Genomic DNA, 16,203 nt, shown 5'->3' on the forward strand with positions numbered 1-16,203 from the left:
ATGAGTTAATGCAAAAACATCTAGTCAAGGTAGCGGTTCTCAAGTACCATAACTGAATTTTGTTGTAATGATCATATTGGTGCAACGTAGAGCAATTTTTATCGATCTCTTGATGGATAACTGATTCTAAAGATTGATAAAAATTGTGCGCAGTTGTGTTATTTGTCTCAATTGTTGGTGAGTTATTATGTCTGCTGTCAAATCTGTACCACCCAAACCTCCCATCGCCAAAAAATCATGGGGCGAGGCGGCGAAAGCCTATCTTGATCGGCGTGCTATGATCATGCTGTTTTTGGGTTTTGCAGCTGGTATTCCTATTTTGCTTATTTTCTCCAGCTTGTCGTTATGGCTTCGTGAGGCGGGATTTGATCGCAGTGTAGTGACGACCTTTAGTTGGGCGGCATTGGGATATTCGTTCAAGTTCATTTGGGCGCCCCTAGTAGATGCGGTGCCGCTACCGATATTGACTAGATTACTGGGCCGCCGTCGTAGCTGGATTCTGATCGCACAGCTCTTAATTATTTTGGCGATTTATATGATGGCCAGTATCAATCCGACCGATGAGAGCAGTTTGCACTATATGGCCATGGCAGCCGTGCTATTGGGCTTTTCATCCGCCACGCAAGATATTGTGGTCGATGCCTATCGTATTGAGCTTGCCCCTGCGAGTTTTCAGTCAGTATTGTCAGCGATGTATACCGCAGGCTACCGTTTAGGGATGATTTTTGCAGGCGCAGGTGCGCTCTATTTGGCAGATTATTTTGGTTCGACTGAAGAGTTTTATAGTTACGAAGCATGGCGCAATACTTATTGGATCATGGCAGCAGTGATGGGCGTAGGTGTGGTGACCACGCTGATAATTCGGGAGCCTGTGAGCGAGCAGATACGTATTGATCGTCCCGCCTCTGACTATGCCCGTTTGGTACTGGTATTTGTATTGTCGGTCGCCGCTTTTATCATCGCTTTTGTCAATGTTGGTGCGTTACTGCCAGAGACAGACAGTGTGATGTTTGCCTTTGTACTCGAAGTGGTTCACCTGTTAGCCAGCTTACTGGTGGCATCAGTTGTGGGTTACTTATCTGTCAAAGTGGGCGTGGTCAAACAAGAAATGGCTTATACCACTTGGGTCGAACCAGTCGTTGATTTTTTCCGTCGTTATGGCAAAAAAGCATTATTGCTACTGGCCTTGATTGGGTTATACCGCATTTCTGATATCGTCGCAGGGGTCATCTCGAATGTCTTTTATCAAGACATGGGGTTCAGTAAAACGGATATTGCCAATGCAGTGAAACTGGTTGGTGTCATCATGGTTATTGCAGGTGGCTTTTTGGGTGGTATTTTGGCTCAAAAACTGCGTATGATGCAGGCGATGATGGTCGGTGCCATACTGGCTTGTGTGACGAATCTATTATTTGTCCTGCTCACTTACCATCCTGGTAGCTTGCCGCATATGTATGTGGCTGTGATTTTTGATAATTTGGCAGCAGGCCTTGCCAGCGCTGTATTCATTGCTTTCTTGTCTGCCTTGACCTCGATTCGTTTTACCGCGGTACAGTATGCTATTTTCTCCTCATTAATGACGTTGCTACCTAAGGTGATGGGTGGTTACTCTGGGGCTATCGTTGACAATATGGGCTATCCGTTTTTCTTTATTTTCACCTTTGCGATTGGTATGCCAATTTTGATCTTAATCTACTTGGTCGATAAACATATTATTATTGGTGATAATGATGACATATATGGTGATGACAAACTAGCGAAAGCAAATCCAAACCTGACCGATACCAATGAGCCACCGCGCGCTTCAGAGTAGCATTGGCAGTACTTTTATCTTTATTTACGATATCTTTAAGAGTGACTTATGACCGCATTGACCATTCGTCAAATAAAGCAGCAAATTGGTCAACTGACGAATGGTGAGACAAATCGTCAGATACCATCGTTTTGGCCAACGGATTGGCTGCTATATGTTATTGATAAACCTTCACTATTTTTGATTACTGACGAAGATTATCAGCTGACAGAAAGTGAGCAAAGACGGTTTTATACTGGTATGGTTAAGATGCAAGAAGGGACGCCGCTCGCTTATTTGACGGGTCAGCAAGCATTTTGGTCGCTGAATTTTAGCGTCAATGAGCACACCTTGATCCCGAGACCCGATACCGAGGTATTGGTCGAGCAAGTATTGAATTGGATCAATGCTCAGCCAGTATCTAATCGTCATAAGCGCTTACTTGACTTGGGTACAGGCTCAGGTTGTATTGCTATCAGTCTCGCTCATGAATTAAAAAAAGACAATTGGCAAGTGGTCGCCGTTGATTTGTCGCTTGAGGCGCTCGATATTGCTCGGCATAATGCGGATTTTAATGGTGTCACTAATATTGAATTTATCCAAAGCAGTTGGTATCAAGCGTTACCTACTGAGGACGAATGTCGGTTTGATGTGATTGTCTCAAATCCGCCTTATATTGATGAGGCAGACGAGCATTTGGCGGGACTAACCGCTGAACCGATTAGTGCGCTGAGTGCACCCAATCATGGTTTGGCTGATATCGAGCATATTGTCCAGCAGGCACCGTCTTATTTGTGCAAAAAAGGACTGCTGGCTATCGAGCATGGCCATGACCAAGGGGTTGCGGTTCGACGGTTATTTTTGGAGAATGGTTTTGAGTCAGTACACACGGTACAAGATTATGGTGGTAATGATCGTGTCACAGTAGGGCAATATCCATAAATAGGCTTTATGGATAGACATTTTTAATCATAGGTTGCAAAAAATATGGTAGACGATTTGGCACAGCTATCTGATGATGAGCTGCTCCGTTATGCACGGCAAATACTACTCGACGGTTGGGATATGGATGCCCAGCTGCGATTAAAGTCAGCACGCGTGGTGATAATAGGGGCAGGCGGCCTTGGTTGTCCAGCGTCTGAGACACTGGTGCGTGCAGGGGTCGGTTATGTGCATCTGATCGATGATGATGCGATCGAGGCAAGCAATCTGCAACGGCAAACGCTGTTTTTGCCAGAAGATATCGGTCAGTCCAAAGCGCTGACAGCAGCGGCTATGCTGGCTCGCATCAATCCTTTGATAAAAGCTTACGGCACCGTGGCGCGGTTAGATGAAGACAACGCTTATGAGTTGCTCAATCTAGCCTCTGGTAAGCCAGACTTATTACTAGACTGTACGGATAATTTTGCGACTCGTGATGTCATTAATCGCATTAGCGTACGCTATCAAATTCCATTACTCTCTGCCTCGGCAATTGCGATGCAAGGGCAGCTGGCGCTGTTTGAGCCACATCTAGACACAGGTTGCTATCATTGCGTGTTTGGCGCGCTTATGCATGATGAGGTTGCCGATGAGCGTACCTGTGCCAATTCAGGTGTGCTTGCGAGTACCACTGCGGTTATGGGTAACCTGCAAGCCAATACCGCCTTGCAGTATCTGGGATTAACCAAAAATCCACTGACAAATAAACTGCTTATATGGGATGGTAGGCAGATGCAGCAGCGGCTGATGGGTTACAGAAAAGATCCAGAATGCCCAGTCTGTAGCAGCCCTTATTGAATACTATGTCTTTGATATATTTTTAGTCTATTTTCGAAATTATCTATTTTCAAATCCTTTCTATTACCATAGTTGTTTTTTATGAAAATTCATCGTCCGCATTTGTTAAAGCATACCTTTAATGTCGTCAACCGTGTTCGCCAAACCGCGAGTGTCGCAGGTCTGTCTGCGCTAAGAGTGGCAAAAGGGGAAAAACCTGATGCAATACTACTCAAAGAAACCTTTGAGCAGTTAGGCACGACTTATATCAAAATCGGTCAGTTTATCGCGAGTACACCCTCGCTGTTTCCACGTGATTATGTCACCGCTTTCCAGAGCTGCTTGGATCAAACCACGCCATTGTCTTATGCTTATATCGAGCAAGTGCTAAAAGAAGAGCTGGCGACTGATGGCATAAATCTTGATGACAAGTTTGAATATATTGACTCAGAGCCGCTAGCATCAGCCTCTATCGCTCAAGTGCATGCCGCACGTTTGCACAATGGTGATGAAGTGGTGCTAAAGGTACAAAAGCCTGGTGTCGAGACGATCATGCAGACCGATTTAGGCGTATTGCATGGCGTGACCAAGCTGCTTGAAATAGTGATGCCATCGATGAGATTCGCAAGTATCGCGCCAATCATCGATGAAATTCGCCTGCGTATGCTTGCTGAGACGGATTTTATCGCTGAAGCACAAAACATCCGCGATTTTCAGCAGTTCTTAGCCGTCTCAGGTAATACTCGGGTAGTGGCACCAACAGTGTATGACGATCTGACCACCAAGCGTGTATTGACGATGAGCCGCCTATATGGGGTTTCTATGGTTGATGAAACGCTCATGCGTCAGTATTGCAGCGATCCTGCGCAAATCATGGCAGATACGTTAAACACCTGGTTTGCCAGTCTTATGCTGTGCAATAGTTTTCATGCTGACCTGCATGCGGGTAACTTGATGCTATTAACCGATGGACGTATTGGTTTCTTAGACTTTGGTATTGTCGGTAAACTCAAAGCCGAGAGCTGGCGTGCATGCATGGGTATGATGCAAGCGATGCAAGACAGTGACTATCAAGCCATGGCACGTCATATGATTGACATGGAGATGACGCATGGTGGCAATAAAGTTGATGTGGTTGCATTAGGTAACGATCTAGAGCGCATGATGATAACGATCATGGCAGAAGATAAGACCTTTACCAGCGGTGTGCCTTTTAACAGTAAAGAGCAAGCTGACGAGCTCAACAAAATGATGCTTGAGATTGTCGAAGTTGGCAAACGTCATGGTATTCATTTCCCGCGTGATTTTGCCTTACTGACCAAGCAAATGTTATATTTTGATCGGTTTATGCGTACGCTAGCCCCTGACATGGATATGTTTAGCGATCAGCGTGTACAAATGCTAGGACAGGATACGATAGGGACAACCACGTTAGATGTATTGTAGGGTTTGTTTTTATTTTATGATGTCCCAATAGTACCAATAACTGTTTTACCCCTGCTAGTTTTATTATTGCTTTTAATTATCTAACACAAAGGATTGTGTGCTAATTGCCACAAAAATGGCGCTGTCATGATGACTGCTATTAAAAGCCGTGTCGCTCCTACCATCACCAATGAAGCGGCCATTGCCTGTATCGGTATGTACTGTTTGGCAGTTGTCATGGGCTATGGACGCTTTCTCTTTACCGCCACTCTACCTGATATTATGGTGCAATTGTCACTATCAACGACGATTGCTGGCTGGCTAGCATCAATCAACTATATCGGTTATTTTATCGGTGCCCTCATTGCTATGTTTGTGCCTCAGCGTGCGACATGGCAGGCGATGACGCTTTGGGCAATAATCAGTGTTGTCACAACAATGCTACTGGTTATACCAAATATGTCGCTCACGTTATGGTATATCATTCGCCTAATCGCAGGCATTGCAAGCGGGGTAGCGATGATATTGAGCTCATCGTTTGTGATTCAAAACCTGAGCCCCGAGCGCCGTTCTATACTCTCGGCCATCCATTATGCAGGCATTGGTGTTGGTATTAGTGCTTCTGCCATTGTGACGTGGTGGCTTCTAACATTGGGCTATCATTTTGATGTGATTTGGCTGGTTGCAGGCTGCACCAGTTTACCGCTGATATGGCTCCTCTACGCGATAAAACCCAAACCAGTAGATAGTTTGGAGTCACAGTTGACCGATTCGAAACAGCACGTCTCAGTGTATCAGAGCTATTTGAACTTCAAACGCTCTTTATATGAAGCGATTTCTGGACACCATAAAGCGCTTGCTTTGCTTTTTGTTAGTTATATATTGGCAGGATTTGGTTATATCAGCTCAGCAACTTTCCTGCCCGTTATGGCAGCGCAGCGCTTAACGACACAGACCTATGCTGGATTGATGATTTGGTTGGTGGTTGGTATTTTTGCGATGCTATCAAACCCGTTATGGGGCGCGCTTGCCAAACGTATCGGTGAGGTAAAAACCCTAATGGGTCTGACGGTATTACAAGCATTGGGTATGTGCTTGCCAATTTGGCTGGAGGGGGCAGTTGGGTTGTACGCCAATGCAGCGATATTGGGATTGACCTTTGTCGGTATGGTATCGATGACCCTCACGTTGTTTAAAAACATCAATCCTGCTTATTCTAATTTACTGATTGCATTGGCAACGCTCGCCTATGCGCTAGGGCAGTTCTTGGGACCTTTGGTGACGGTAGCATTGGCAGGAGAGGATGGCAATTTCAATGCAGGGTTACTGGTCGCTGCTATTGGATTGATGATTGGACTGATTTTGATAATAATGTTTCGTAGACAGTCACCAACGCTCGCTTAGCATTTTTAACGCCATGAGCGCTCTATACGACGCTACGGCTGAATACCTCTCGCAGCTCAAAACTGGTGTGGACTTGGGCAACGCCTTCAATACGATTGAGGCGATGCAATAAAAACTCCTCATAATGTGCCATATCACGCACTCTGACTTTAATCAGATAGTCTTCTGTACGTCCTGTGACAATACTACAGCTCACGACTTCCTCAAAACTCTGAACGCTACGCTCAAATTGCTCAAAACGCTCAGCCGTATGACGATCCATACTGACGGCGATAAACACGGCAAGCGGATAGCCCAGTTTTTGCGCATCGGTTTTGGTATGGTAGCCTGTGATGATATTAGCGTCTTCTAAGCGTTTAATACGGCGGGCACAAGGGGTGGCAGAGAGATTGACACGCTCAGCAAGCTCCGTGATACTCATACGTGCCTGCGTCTGTAACAAGCGCAATAATTGCTTATCGATGTCATCTATATCTATTGTGCCCGTACTTCCAAAATGACTTTCTGGCATTTTTAGCGCCTCGATAGTGAATTTAGTTGATTGTAACTACTAAATTGGGTTTTTTCACTAAAATAATAGAAAATAAAGTAAAAAATAGCAGGTTTCTATTCGCTAAACTTTGCTATTATTATGGTGTAACTACTCGTTACCTTGTATGATAAATACAATTCTAAACAACAGCTAATCATCTAGCTAAACATACAAATAACCATATCATCTAAGGATTGATTATGTCTGACCAAGCCACGCATACTGCAGCCACTGGGACTGCAAAGATCACACCAAAAAATGCCGCTTTTGACTTTCGTAAATACCGTCCATTTGCTTTTGCGCCATCGCTGCCAGATCGTACGTGGCCGAGCAAAACAATTGAGAAGTCGCCAATATGGGCAAGTGTGGATCTGCGTGATGGTAACCAGGCACTGATTGATCCAATGACGGTTGAACAAAAAATGCGCTTTTTTAAGACCTTAGTAGAGGTTGGCTTTAAAGAGATTGAGATTGGTTTTCCATCAGCGGCGCAGGTTGAATTTGACTTTACCCGTAAACTTATCGAAGAAAACCATGTGCCTGATGATGTGACGCTACAAGTATTGGTACAGGCGCGCGAGCATTTGATTGCCCGTACTTTTGAATCGCTAAAAGGCGTCAAACGCGCCGTCGTCCATGTCTACAACTCAACCAGCCGTGTGCAACGTGAAAAAGTCTATGCCAAAAACAAAGACGAAATTAAAGAAATTGCTATCACTGGCGCCAAACTATTGAAAGAGTATGCGGCCAAATACCCTGAGACTGAGTGGGTGTTTCAGTATTCGCCAGAGAGCTTTAGTCAAACAGAGACTGAGTACGCAGTAGAGGTTTGTGATGCGGTTTGTGATGTGTGGCAGCCACAACAAGGCCAAGAGGTGATTTTTAACTTGCCAGCGACTGTTGAAGCCTCTATGCCGAATGTCTTTGCGGATCAAGTAGAGTATTTCTGCCGCAATCTTCCTCAGCGTGAGCATGTCATTATTAGTCTTCATACTCATAATGACCGTGGCTGTGCTGTAGCCGCGGCCGAATTGGGTGTTTTGGCAGGTGCAGATCGTATCGAGGGCACGTTGCTTGGTAATGGCGAGCGTACAGGTAACATGGACATTATGGTCATGGCCATGAACTTGTTTAGCCAAGGTATCGATCCCGAGCTTGATTTTAGCAACATGAGTGAAATCGTACAGGTCGTGAGCGAGTGCAATAACTTACCGCTACACCCACGCCATCCTTATGTGGGTGAATTGGTCTTTACCGCCTTTAGCGGCTCACATCAAGATGCCATTAAGAAGTCACTCGATTACAATGAAAATCATCAGAGCGAAACGGACAACGTGTGGGATGTGGCATATTTGCCAATTGATCCTGCGCACATTGGTCGTAGCTATCAAGATGTAGTACGTATCAATAGCCAGTCGGGCAAAGGTGGTGTTGCGTATATCTTGCAGCGTAATTATGGCTTTAACCTACCACGTTGGATGCAGATTGACTTTAGCCGTGTGGTACAAAAGCAAGCGGAAGCGGTTGCCCGTGAATTACAAAATGATGAAATTTTACAGACCTTTGAGGATACCTACTTGCAGCAAGGTAAGTTTGAGTTACTAGATTATAGTGTCAGTAACAAAGGCGGTGAGGTGTATTTCAGCGGCCAAGTCCAGATGAATAACGACACCATTGATATCGATGGTACGGGTAATGGTCCATTATCATCGTTTATCGACGGTCTTGCACAGCATACGGGTAAATCATTGCATATTATTAACTATGCAGAGCATGCCATTAACCCGCATCATAATAGTGGTAACGGTATCGATGATGATACCAATAGTGATAATAAAACGAATGCAAATGCCGCCGCTTATATTCAGCTGAATGTAGATGGCGAAGTGTACTCTGGCATCGGTACATGTAGTAGCACGGTCTCAGCCATGCTAAAAGGGGCGTTATCAGCCTTTGCTCAAGCATTGAGTGTAGCAGCTGCTTAGTATTAGATAACTATATCGTAATACTTTACTGGTCTTGATTTCATAAATATATAACACCGTAGCTCCTTGTACTCAACAAGCAAAGCTACGGTGTCATTTTTTTATGAGTAGAAAGCGACTAGATTGTTTTTATGAGTAGAAAGCGACTAGATTATCGGGCATTATCTTACTTCAACGTCACTACTGACTAAGGTTTTGCTTATCGTTTGGATTAAGGTATTTTGCCCAATAGCATAATGTTACTTGTGTTTTTGGTGTCTACGACTTACGCTAATGTATATAAAATATTATAAATAAAAGGTTAATCATGGAACCTATATCATTTGCTTCATTTACATTAGCATCTATTCTGGCTTCATTGCCGGTGAATGGTGAGACGGTTACTGAGCCGACAATCACTACGCATATCAGTCCAGCCATTGCAGGACAATGGGAGATAGATTTAGACAGTTCTATCACCATGACCAAAGACGCAAAAGCTCAGCAAGCGGCATCATCGAATAGTCTGCAAAAAAACAGTTCAGAGCCTAAGATGGTAGCTGATATGGACGGTGGCATAATCACTCAAAGTGAAGCGCGCATACTAAACATTAAGCCGACTACCAGTAAAAACTTAATGGCGTCAGTCAACAAGTCGAATCAGTGCCGTGAGCTATATAATTTTGGTGCGGACAATGAGATGTGGGCGGTCAGTGGTAAAGAGTGGACATACGGTCGCTATCTAGTCACACATCGTGAAGAAGGACTGCCAGTTATCGCTATCAAAACGGTCTATGATAACAATGAAGTAGATTGCTCAGGCAACCAAGTGGATCAAAGTGACGAAGCGTTGATTGCGTTTTTATACCATGATGGCAATCAGATGCAGTGGTGTGCTGATCCTGAAGGTACAGAGTGCTTTATGACTTTTAATAGAGTATTGCCTTGATAGACAGTAGTACTTTAGAAGTAACGGCATAGCATTAACGGCATAGCATATTGTCAGTACCATCTCCCAAGTATCGATTATAAAAAAGCCGCTATATTGATAGCGGCTTTTTTTGTGGAAATTGATTTTTATGGGAAATGACCACTGTCCCAGTCAGTACGAGTAAGCAAACTACAGCTTAGCGCTGTTTTGATCTATGCCTCTTTCTCGGCTTTGTCTGTGCTCAGAAGCTCTCTTTCGAGATAATGAATGTTTTGCGCTTCTTTGGCAAAATTATCATCTGCCAAAATCACATCACGATGTAGCGGTATATTGGTTTTGATACCTTCAATGATCAACTCATCAAGTGCGTGTATGGTCTTAGCAACGGCTTGCTGGCGAGTCTGACCATGGCAGATAAGCTTACCAATGAGTGAATCATAGTAAGTCGGTATCTCATAGCCAGGGTATAGATGTGAATCGAATCGAACACCTGCGCCACTTGGCGCAAATAGTTGATTGACAGTACCAGGGCAAGGAACAAAAGTTGCTGGATCTTCAGCATTGATACGGCACTCAATCGCGTGGCCTTGGATTTCAATCTCACTTTGACGATAAGATAAACCATAGCCGGCTGCAATTTTTAGCTGTTCAACGACGACGTCGATACCAGTAATCATCTCGGTTACTGGATGTTCAACCTGTACGCGCGTATTCATCTCAATAAAGAAAAATTCATTATTTTCAAACAAAAACTCAAACGTACCAGCGCCGCGGTATTTCACAAGCTCACAGGCTTTCACACAGGCCTTCAAGATAGGTTCGCGGACATCATCTGGAATATCTGGCGCAGGCGCTTCTTCTAGTACCTTTTGATGACGACGCTGCAATGAGCAATCACGGTCATATAGGTGGATGGCATTACCATTACCATCACCCAGTACCTGTACTTCTACGTGGCGCGGGTTTTGTAGGTAGCGCTCCATATAGACAGTATCATCACCGAACCAAAGCTCAGCTTCTTGCTTCGCCGCTTGGACTTGACCGACCAGCTCGTCAAAGCGCTCAACGACGCGCATACCGCGTCCACCGCCGCCAGAAGCCGCTTTAATCAATAGCGGAAAACCGATATTGCGCGCTTGTTCTTCAGCATTGTGCAGCGTAACGGCACCCACAGAGCCAGGCACGGTTGGTACGCCTGCTTTTTTCATGGCGTTGATGGCAGAAACTTTATTGCCCATCAAGCGAATATGATCTGCATTAGGGCCAACGAAAGTCAATCCTGCTTCTTCTACGCGCTCAGCAAACTCAGCATTTTCAGACAAAAAACCATAACCCGGATGAATAGCATCCGCGCCAGTGATTTCAGCGGCAGTTAAGATAGTATTAATATCAAGATAACTTTGATTGGCATTAGGCTTACCAATACAAATTGCCTCATCAACAAAGCGCAGGTGCATCAAGTTGGCATCAGCAGTAGAGTAGACGCCTACCGTTTCGATACCTAGCGCTTTGCAAGCTCGAACGATACGCAGGGCAATCTCACCTCTATTGGCAATGAGCAATTTTTTTATCATGGGTTCATCCTTGTCGAAGCATCAGTTATTGACCAAGTTTTGATATCTAGCATCCTGTTATTTGACTTTGATGCGATACCTATATCAAAAACCAGCCATAATGAAATTAAGTATGGCAAATATCGTTACGCTTTATAACGTATGACAGGTTGGCCGAACTGTACGACTTCAGAATTATCTACCAAGATTTCGTCAACAATACCACTTTGAGTCGCTTCAAGAGGGTTCATAATTTTCATCGCTTCGATAATACCTAGAGTATCACCCGCTTGAACTTTTTGACCAACTTTTACAAATGGTGGATCATTAGGGCTTGGGGCTGAATAGAAAACACCAACCATTGGTGAGTTTTCGACGCTACCCGCTTTTTCCGCAGGTTTTCCTTCAGCAGCAATAGGCGCTGCGCTAGCAGTTGGTGCGGCCATCATGGCTGGTGCAGGCGCATCATAGTGACGAGTCAAGCTAATATGCTCATCGTCTGAACTGATTTCTAAATTAACCAGTTCACTTTCTTCCATAAGGGCGATGAGGGTGCGTATTTTTTCAATATCCATAGTTTTTATCTGACCTTGTACTAAATTCGAAAATAGTGTAACTAAATATTGTCTAATTAGTTGCTAATGATACCTAGATTCAGAGTAATGAGCAATCAATGTACAGTTGTTAACTGAGATTTTTTACATATTTTGACGTAAGCCATTTTTTCAGCAAGAAAACGTCTACGATTTATCATAGTCTATGTGACCATATATCGCTAGCAATGGTTATAAGAGGTGAGCTCAATTCAATTGGTTTTATCCCCATAGTAGCGTTAGGCGCTTTTGTTGATAGCGCAAACGAAGGGTCAATAGGATAGAAGATAAGAATAGGCCAGTGATTAATGCCATCCAAAAGCCTTGAGCGCCAACATCAGTGAAACGCACTAAATAGATGCCCAGTGGTAGGGCAACCAACCAATAGCAAAAAAGCGTGACCCACATTGGTATAGTGGTGTCTTGCATGCCGCGTAATATACCCGCGATATTGACCTGCCAGCCATCAAATAACTGATAGGCGAGGGCAAAGATAAGCAAGTGCATCGACTCCGCTCTGACCGCTGGATTATCGGTAAATGCTGCTGCCAACTCTGGTCTAAATAGCCATATACCAAGCATACAAGTGAGCGCAATCAATACGGTCCAGACAAGTCCAGTTGCTTGTACTTGACGTAAGGCTAAGAGGTTTTTTTGACCATAACGATTTGAGACCATAATGGTGAGTGCCATCGCAACAGATATCGGTATCATAAACAGCTGTGACGTCACTGATAACGCTACTTGATGTGAGGCTGTTGCAAGCTCTCCGAGCGGGCTGATAACAAGAGCGCCCAAACTAAATAAACTGGCCTCAAAAAAGATAGAGATACCAATAGGAATCCCCAATTTTAGAAGTTTTTTGATCTGTGTGCGATTTGGACTCGCAAATCCATAAAAAAAGCGAGTGCTGGCAAATTCCCGCCGCTTGGTGACGCTGGTATAAGCCGCCAGTAACAACACATTTATCCACAATACCAGTGCTGTTGCCACACCGCAGCCTGCGCCGCCCATCTCGGGCATACCAAATAAACCATGGATAAAAATATAGTTCAGAGGAATATCTGCGAGTAGACCGACAATGCTAATAACCGTCACTGGCTCAGGTCGACCAAGCGCTTCGCAATAACTGCGTAACACAGCATAGACAGCTAATGCAGGGAAACCAAAAGACACACCATGCAAATATTGTGTTGCTATAGGCTGAATATTCTCAGGCACACCCATGATGCCAAGGACATTGGGTGCCAAATTGACAACAATAAAACCAATAAGGCCAAGAGCGCCTGCTGTCCACAAAGACTGCTGAGTAATATGAGGAACATGGTGATGCTGATCTTGACCGACAGCCTCACCAATGAGAGGGGTAGTGGCAATCAACACACCTGTTGCTAACAAAAACAGCGGTAGCCAAATGCCAGATCCAACTGCCACAGCTGCCAAGTCAAGCGCAGATACTTGGCCTGCCATAATGGCATCGACAACCCCAAGCGCTGCTTGGCAAAACTGAGTAATCAAGATAGGTAGGGCGAGTACCCCTAAGCGTAAACTGTAGCTTTTAAAGTCTCTGAAAGATAATGGGAAAACCATGGTAAGCAACTTTTTATTCTTTGCGATAATTGTTATGAAAGTAGTAACGATGAATAAGCAAATACCGTCGTCAATTCAATATTGACACAGTATGAGAAGAGTCGTGCCGACGATGATACTCCGATAAATAATATGAGCAAGCTTATACAGACGAAGTCAGAAAATAAAAGTGAAGGCACTAAAATAAAAATAACCCGTCAATCCAAGCAGTAGATTGACAGGTCATATACACATAAGATGGTAAAGAAGCCAGACTATGATGTCAACGATTTAGAAGCGCTATATGAATACTCATCTTAGGCTTGTTTTACCTTGGTATTGATAATCAGTAAATTCAGTAGATAGAGGGTCGAGCTAATCGGTATGTTCTGGCAGTAGTTCGAGTGTCTCGGCCATGTTCATAATCGCGTGCCAGTGTTTGGGCTCTAATGGAATGACCGTTAATTGCTCGCAGCCCTTTCTCAGCAGTAATGAGTCCTCAAGTGCAGGCAAAAATTTCAGCTCTGATAACGGCAAAACCTCTGTAAAAGCTTGCTCAAAAGTGAGATCCACCATATACCAGCGTGGTTCTTCTTCGGTTGCAATAGGATCATAGTGACGATGCTCGGGGTGGAATTGAGTGGGGTCAGGGTAGCCCGCTTGACTGACTGTCATAATGCCAGCCACACCAGAGGGTCTTGCGCTAGAATGATAAAAGAACACTTTATCACCGACTTTCATATCATCACGCATAAAGTTGCGAGCGCGGTAGTTGCGGACACCATCCCAGCTATCTGTATCCAAACGTTGTAAATCGTGAATACCAAAAAACTTTGGGTTTGATTTCATTAGCCAATAAGCCATATGTCTTATCCTTTGCTTCATGTTTAAATTTAATATTATCAGGGTGGTTTTTTATTAACCAGCTTTCAAGCGCGCCGCAAATGTAACGGTTATATAGTGAATTCAGTATAAAAACGATACAGTGGGACTGGAATAAATTTTTCGCAGCCTCTGTCTGCGTAGGCACAGCACGCAAGGAAAATGTAGACCAGTTCCACCTTGATATATAATGTATCTGTTTTATTTAGGATTGACTATATTCTGAATACAGTGCTGCGCTTTGGATGCTGTACTGTTAATAGTCTCTTTATATACTGCCTGCAAGTTACCATGGTGAATAAGGGATTTGTGCGTGGCTTTGTTAATAGTTTTACGTCAGTTAGGCTTTTCTTTATATCATCTAGCCGTTATCCTAGCGATACTTTTGATACTGATCATTATTGCCCATTACACAATAAGTTTATTTATGTCCAAAATGAATGCTGATAGCTCGCCAAATAACCTTGATACGTTACAACTCACAGAAAAGATGACAGAGACTAGCGTTGTAGAGGTGACGAGCATTCCACTGTCGCTCTATATCCATATTCCGTGGTGTGTGAAAAAATGTCCTTACTGCGACTTCAACTCGCATGAGCTTCCTATAAACAGTCAGTTGTCTATGTATGATGATTATGTCGATGCGCTCCTTTTGGATGCGAATATGCAACAGTCATTGGCGCAAGGGCGTAAAATCAGCTCAATATTTATTGGCGGTGGCACACCATCACTATTGCCAATTGCTCAGTATCAGCGACTGTTCTCTGGTTTGCGGTCATGTTTTGAATTTGCAGAGGACATTGAGATTACGATGGAGGCCAATCCAGGGACACTCGAGCATGCACCATTTGCTCAGTATCTAGAGGTTGGTATCAATCGATTGTCTATCGGTGTGCAGAGTTTTGACGCTGATAAGCTCAAAGTGCTTGGACGTATCCATGATCCTGTACAAGCGTTATCAGCGATTCGTGCTGCTAAGGCTGCTGGATTTACGCGAGTCAATGTCGATCTCATGCATGGTCTGCCGCAGCAAACCATGAACGAAGCACTCAACGACATTCAAATGGCGCACGATGCTGGCGCAACGCATATCTCTTGGTATCAATTGACGATTGAGCCTAACACGGTGTTTTATCGTAGCCAGCCTATTTTACCTGATGAAGACAATTTGGCAGATATTGAACAAGCGGGGCAAGCGCTGTTGCAGCAACTGGGGTACAGCAATTATGAGGTGTCTGCGTGGGCGGGCGAGTCAGATAAGCCTTGCCGTCACAATATCAACTATTGGCAGTTTGGCGACTATCTAGCAATAGGTGCTGGTGCACATGGTAAAGTGACGATTGATTGCCACGCAGACAGGGATAATAAGCTGTCAAAGGAAAGTGATAAATCAGAAAACGATTTGTTAGCAGAATCTGGCATCTATCGTTTTAGCAAATCACGTTTGCCAAAAGATTATGTAGGAGATATAGAGACGGAAACATCCAAGAGCACTCAAAACGTACCAAAAATGGTTGGTTGGCAGGCAATCGATAGTGAAGAGTTAGTGAGTGAGTTTATGTTGAACGCATTACGCTTGCATAGCGGTGTTGCTTGGGCGTTGTTTGAGCAGAGAACAGGGCTTAAGCTTGAAAGCGTTACCACACAAGTAGACAAGTTGATTAAGCAAGGGCTACTGATAGATAGTAAAACTCAGTTACAACCAACATTGTTAGGTCAGCGTTATCTCAATCAGATATTGCGCGCTTTTTTATAGCATCTGATAAAGTGTATGTGCAGTAACTACTTAGGATAAAGAAT

13 protein-coding genes are annotated in these 16,203 nt (G+C 44.1%); 8 read left to right on the plus strand and 5 right to left on the minus strand.

The annotated features are described in order from the left end of the window. Positions 1–187 precede the first annotated feature (187 nt). The 5 genes from AC58CZ_RS06780 to AC58CZ_RS06800 all read left to right on the plus strand — a co-directional run bounded on the left by AC58CZ_RS06780 (position 188) and on the right by AC58CZ_RS06800 (position 6,379). On the plus strand, positions 188–1,813 hold the full coding sequence (locus AC58CZ_RS06780; protein WP_494224429.1) for an AmpG family muropeptide MFS transporter: 1,626 nt from the start codon (positions 188–190) through the stop codon (positions 1,811–1,813). A 48-nt stretch (positions 1,814–1,861) separates the two neighbouring features. Beyond that, complete coding sequence (gene prmC / locus AC58CZ_RS06785; RefSeq protein WP_494224430.1) at positions 1,862–2,734, plus strand: peptide chain release factor N(5)-glutamine methyltransferase; 873 nt, start codon at positions 1,862–1,864, stop codon at positions 2,732–2,734. Between the two features lie 45 nt (positions 2,735–2,779). Next, positions 2,780–3,571, plus strand: coding sequence for a ThiF family adenylyltransferase (locus tag AC58CZ_RS06790; protein WP_494224431.1), 792 nt, complete (start codon positions 2,780–2,782; stop codon positions 3,569–3,571). A gap of 81 nt (positions 3,572–3,652) precedes the next feature. Further along, positions 3,653–4,996: an AarF/UbiB family protein gene (locus AC58CZ_RS06795; protein WP_494224432.1), complete on the plus strand. Its 1,344-nt coding sequence runs from the start codon at positions 3,653–3,655 to the stop codon at positions 4,994–4,996. Between the two features lie 126 nt (positions 4,997–5,122). Next, complete coding sequence (locus AC58CZ_RS06800; protein WP_494224433.1) at positions 5,123–6,379, plus strand: YbfB/YjiJ family MFS transporter; 1,257 nt, start codon at positions 5,123–5,125, stop codon at positions 6,377–6,379. A 22-nt stretch (positions 6,380–6,401) separates the two neighbouring features. Here AC58CZ_RS06800 and AC58CZ_RS06805 read toward each other — a convergent pair whose 3' ends face one another. Next, on the minus strand, positions 6,402–6,890 hold the full coding sequence (locus AC58CZ_RS06805; protein WP_058023877.1) for an Lrp/AsnC family transcriptional regulator: 489 nt from the start codon (positions 6,888–6,890) through the stop codon (positions 6,402–6,404). A 221-nt stretch (positions 6,891–7,111) separates the two neighbouring features. Between AC58CZ_RS06805 and leuA the strand changes: the two genes are divergently transcribed. Further along, positions 7,112–8,896 carry a 2-isopropylmalate synthase gene (leuA, locus tag AC58CZ_RS06810; protein ID WP_494224434.1) on the plus strand — a complete coding sequence of 595 codons (1,785 nt, stop codon included), beginning with the start codon at positions 7,112–7,114 and terminating at the stop codon, positions 8,894–8,896. A gap of 307 nt (positions 8,897–9,203) precedes the next feature. Next, positions 9,204–9,824: a hypothetical protein gene (locus AC58CZ_RS06815; RefSeq protein WP_494224435.1), complete on the plus strand. Its 621-nt coding sequence runs from the start codon at positions 9,204–9,206 to the stop codon at positions 9,822–9,824. 194 nt (positions 9,825–10,018) lie between these two features. Here the strand turns inward: AC58CZ_RS06815 and accC are convergent, their stop codons facing one another. From accC to AC58CZ_RS06835, 4 genes are all read right to left on the minus strand, one after another. Then, positions 10,019–11,380: an acetyl-CoA carboxylase biotin carboxylase subunit gene (gene accC, locus AC58CZ_RS06820; RefSeq protein ID WP_301450186.1), complete on the minus strand. Its 1,362-nt coding sequence runs from the start codon at positions 11,378–11,380 to the stop codon at positions 10,019–10,021. Between the two features lie 125 nt (positions 11,381–11,505). Next, positions 11,506–11,934, minus strand: coding sequence for an acetyl-CoA carboxylase biotin carboxyl carrier protein (gene accB, locus AC58CZ_RS06825; RefSeq protein ID WP_075106157.1), 429 nt, complete (start codon positions 11,932–11,934; stop codon positions 11,506–11,508). A 240-nt stretch (positions 11,935–12,174) separates the two neighbouring features. Then, positions 12,175–13,542 (minus strand): MATE family efflux transporter, encoded by a 1,368-nt coding sequence (locus tag AC58CZ_RS06830; protein WP_494224436.1) that lies wholly within the window; start codon positions 13,540–13,542, stop codon positions 12,175–12,177. A gap of 354 nt (positions 13,543–13,896) precedes the next feature. Beyond that, positions 13,897–14,385, minus strand: coding sequence for an EVE domain-containing protein (locus AC58CZ_RS06835; RefSeq protein ID WP_494224437.1), 489 nt, complete (start codon positions 14,383–14,385; stop codon positions 13,897–13,899). 508 nt (positions 14,386–14,893) lie between these two features. On the opposite strand from AC58CZ_RS06835, the gene hemW reads away from it, so the two are divergent. Beyond that, on the plus strand, positions 14,894–16,159 hold the full coding sequence (gene hemW / locus AC58CZ_RS06840) for a radical SAM family heme chaperone HemW (protein ID WP_494224468.1): 1,266 nt from the start codon (positions 14,894–14,896) through the stop codon (positions 16,157–16,159). Positions 16,160–16,203: the final 44 nt, after the last annotated feature.

It is taken from the genome of Psychrobacter sp. CR212 (assembly GCF_059693765.1).

Excerpts from the sequence above, each read along its gene's own strand:
- prmC (WP_494224430.1), top strand. The coding sequence starts at position 1,862 with ATGACCGCATTGACCATTCGTCAAATAAAGCAGCAAATTGGTCAACTG.
- hemW (WP_494224468.1), top strand. The coding sequence starts at position 14,894 with ATGACAGAGACTAGCGTTGTAGAGGTGACGAGCATTCCACTGTCGCTC.
- AC58CZ_RS06815 (WP_494224435.1), top strand. The coding sequence starts at position 9,204 with ATGGAACCTATATCATTTGCTTCATTTACATTAGCATCTATTCTGGCT.
- AC58CZ_RS06835 (WP_494224437.1), bottom strand. The coding sequence starts at position 14,385 with ATGGCTTATTGGCTAATGAAATCAAACCCAAAGTTTTTTGGTATTCAC.
- AC58CZ_RS06780 (WP_494224429.1), top strand. The coding sequence starts at position 188 with ATGTCTGCTGTCAAATCTGTACCACCCAAACCTCCCATCGCCAAAAAA.
- AC58CZ_RS06790 (WP_494224431.1), top strand. The coding sequence starts at position 2,780 with ATGGTAGACGATTTGGCACAGCTATCTGATGATGAGCTGCTCCGTTAT.
- accC (WP_301450186.1), bottom strand. The coding sequence starts at position 11,380 with ATGATAAAAAAATTGCTCATTGCCAATAGAGGTGAGATTGCCCTGCGT.
- AC58CZ_RS06795 (WP_494224432.1), top strand. The coding sequence starts at position 3,653 with ATGAAAATTCATCGTCCGCATTTGTTAAAGCATACCTTTAATGTCGTC.
- accB (WP_075106157.1), bottom strand. The coding sequence starts at position 11,934 with ATGGATATTGAAAAAATACGCACCCTCATCGCCCTTATGGAAGAAAGT.
- AC58CZ_RS06805 (WP_058023877.1), bottom strand. The coding sequence starts at position 6,890 with ATGCCAGAAAGTCATTTTGGAAGTACGGGCACAATAGATATAGATGAC.
- AC58CZ_RS06830 (WP_494224436.1), bottom strand. The coding sequence starts at position 13,542 with ATGGTTTTCCCATTATCTTTCAGAGACTTTAAAAGCTACAGTTTACGC.
- AC58CZ_RS06800 (WP_494224433.1), top strand. The coding sequence starts at position 5,123 with ATGATGACTGCTATTAAAAGCCGTGTCGCTCCTACCATCACCAATGAA.
- leuA (WP_494224434.1), top strand. The coding sequence starts at position 7,112 with ATGTCTGACCAAGCCACGCATACTGCAGCCACTGGGACTGCAAAGATC.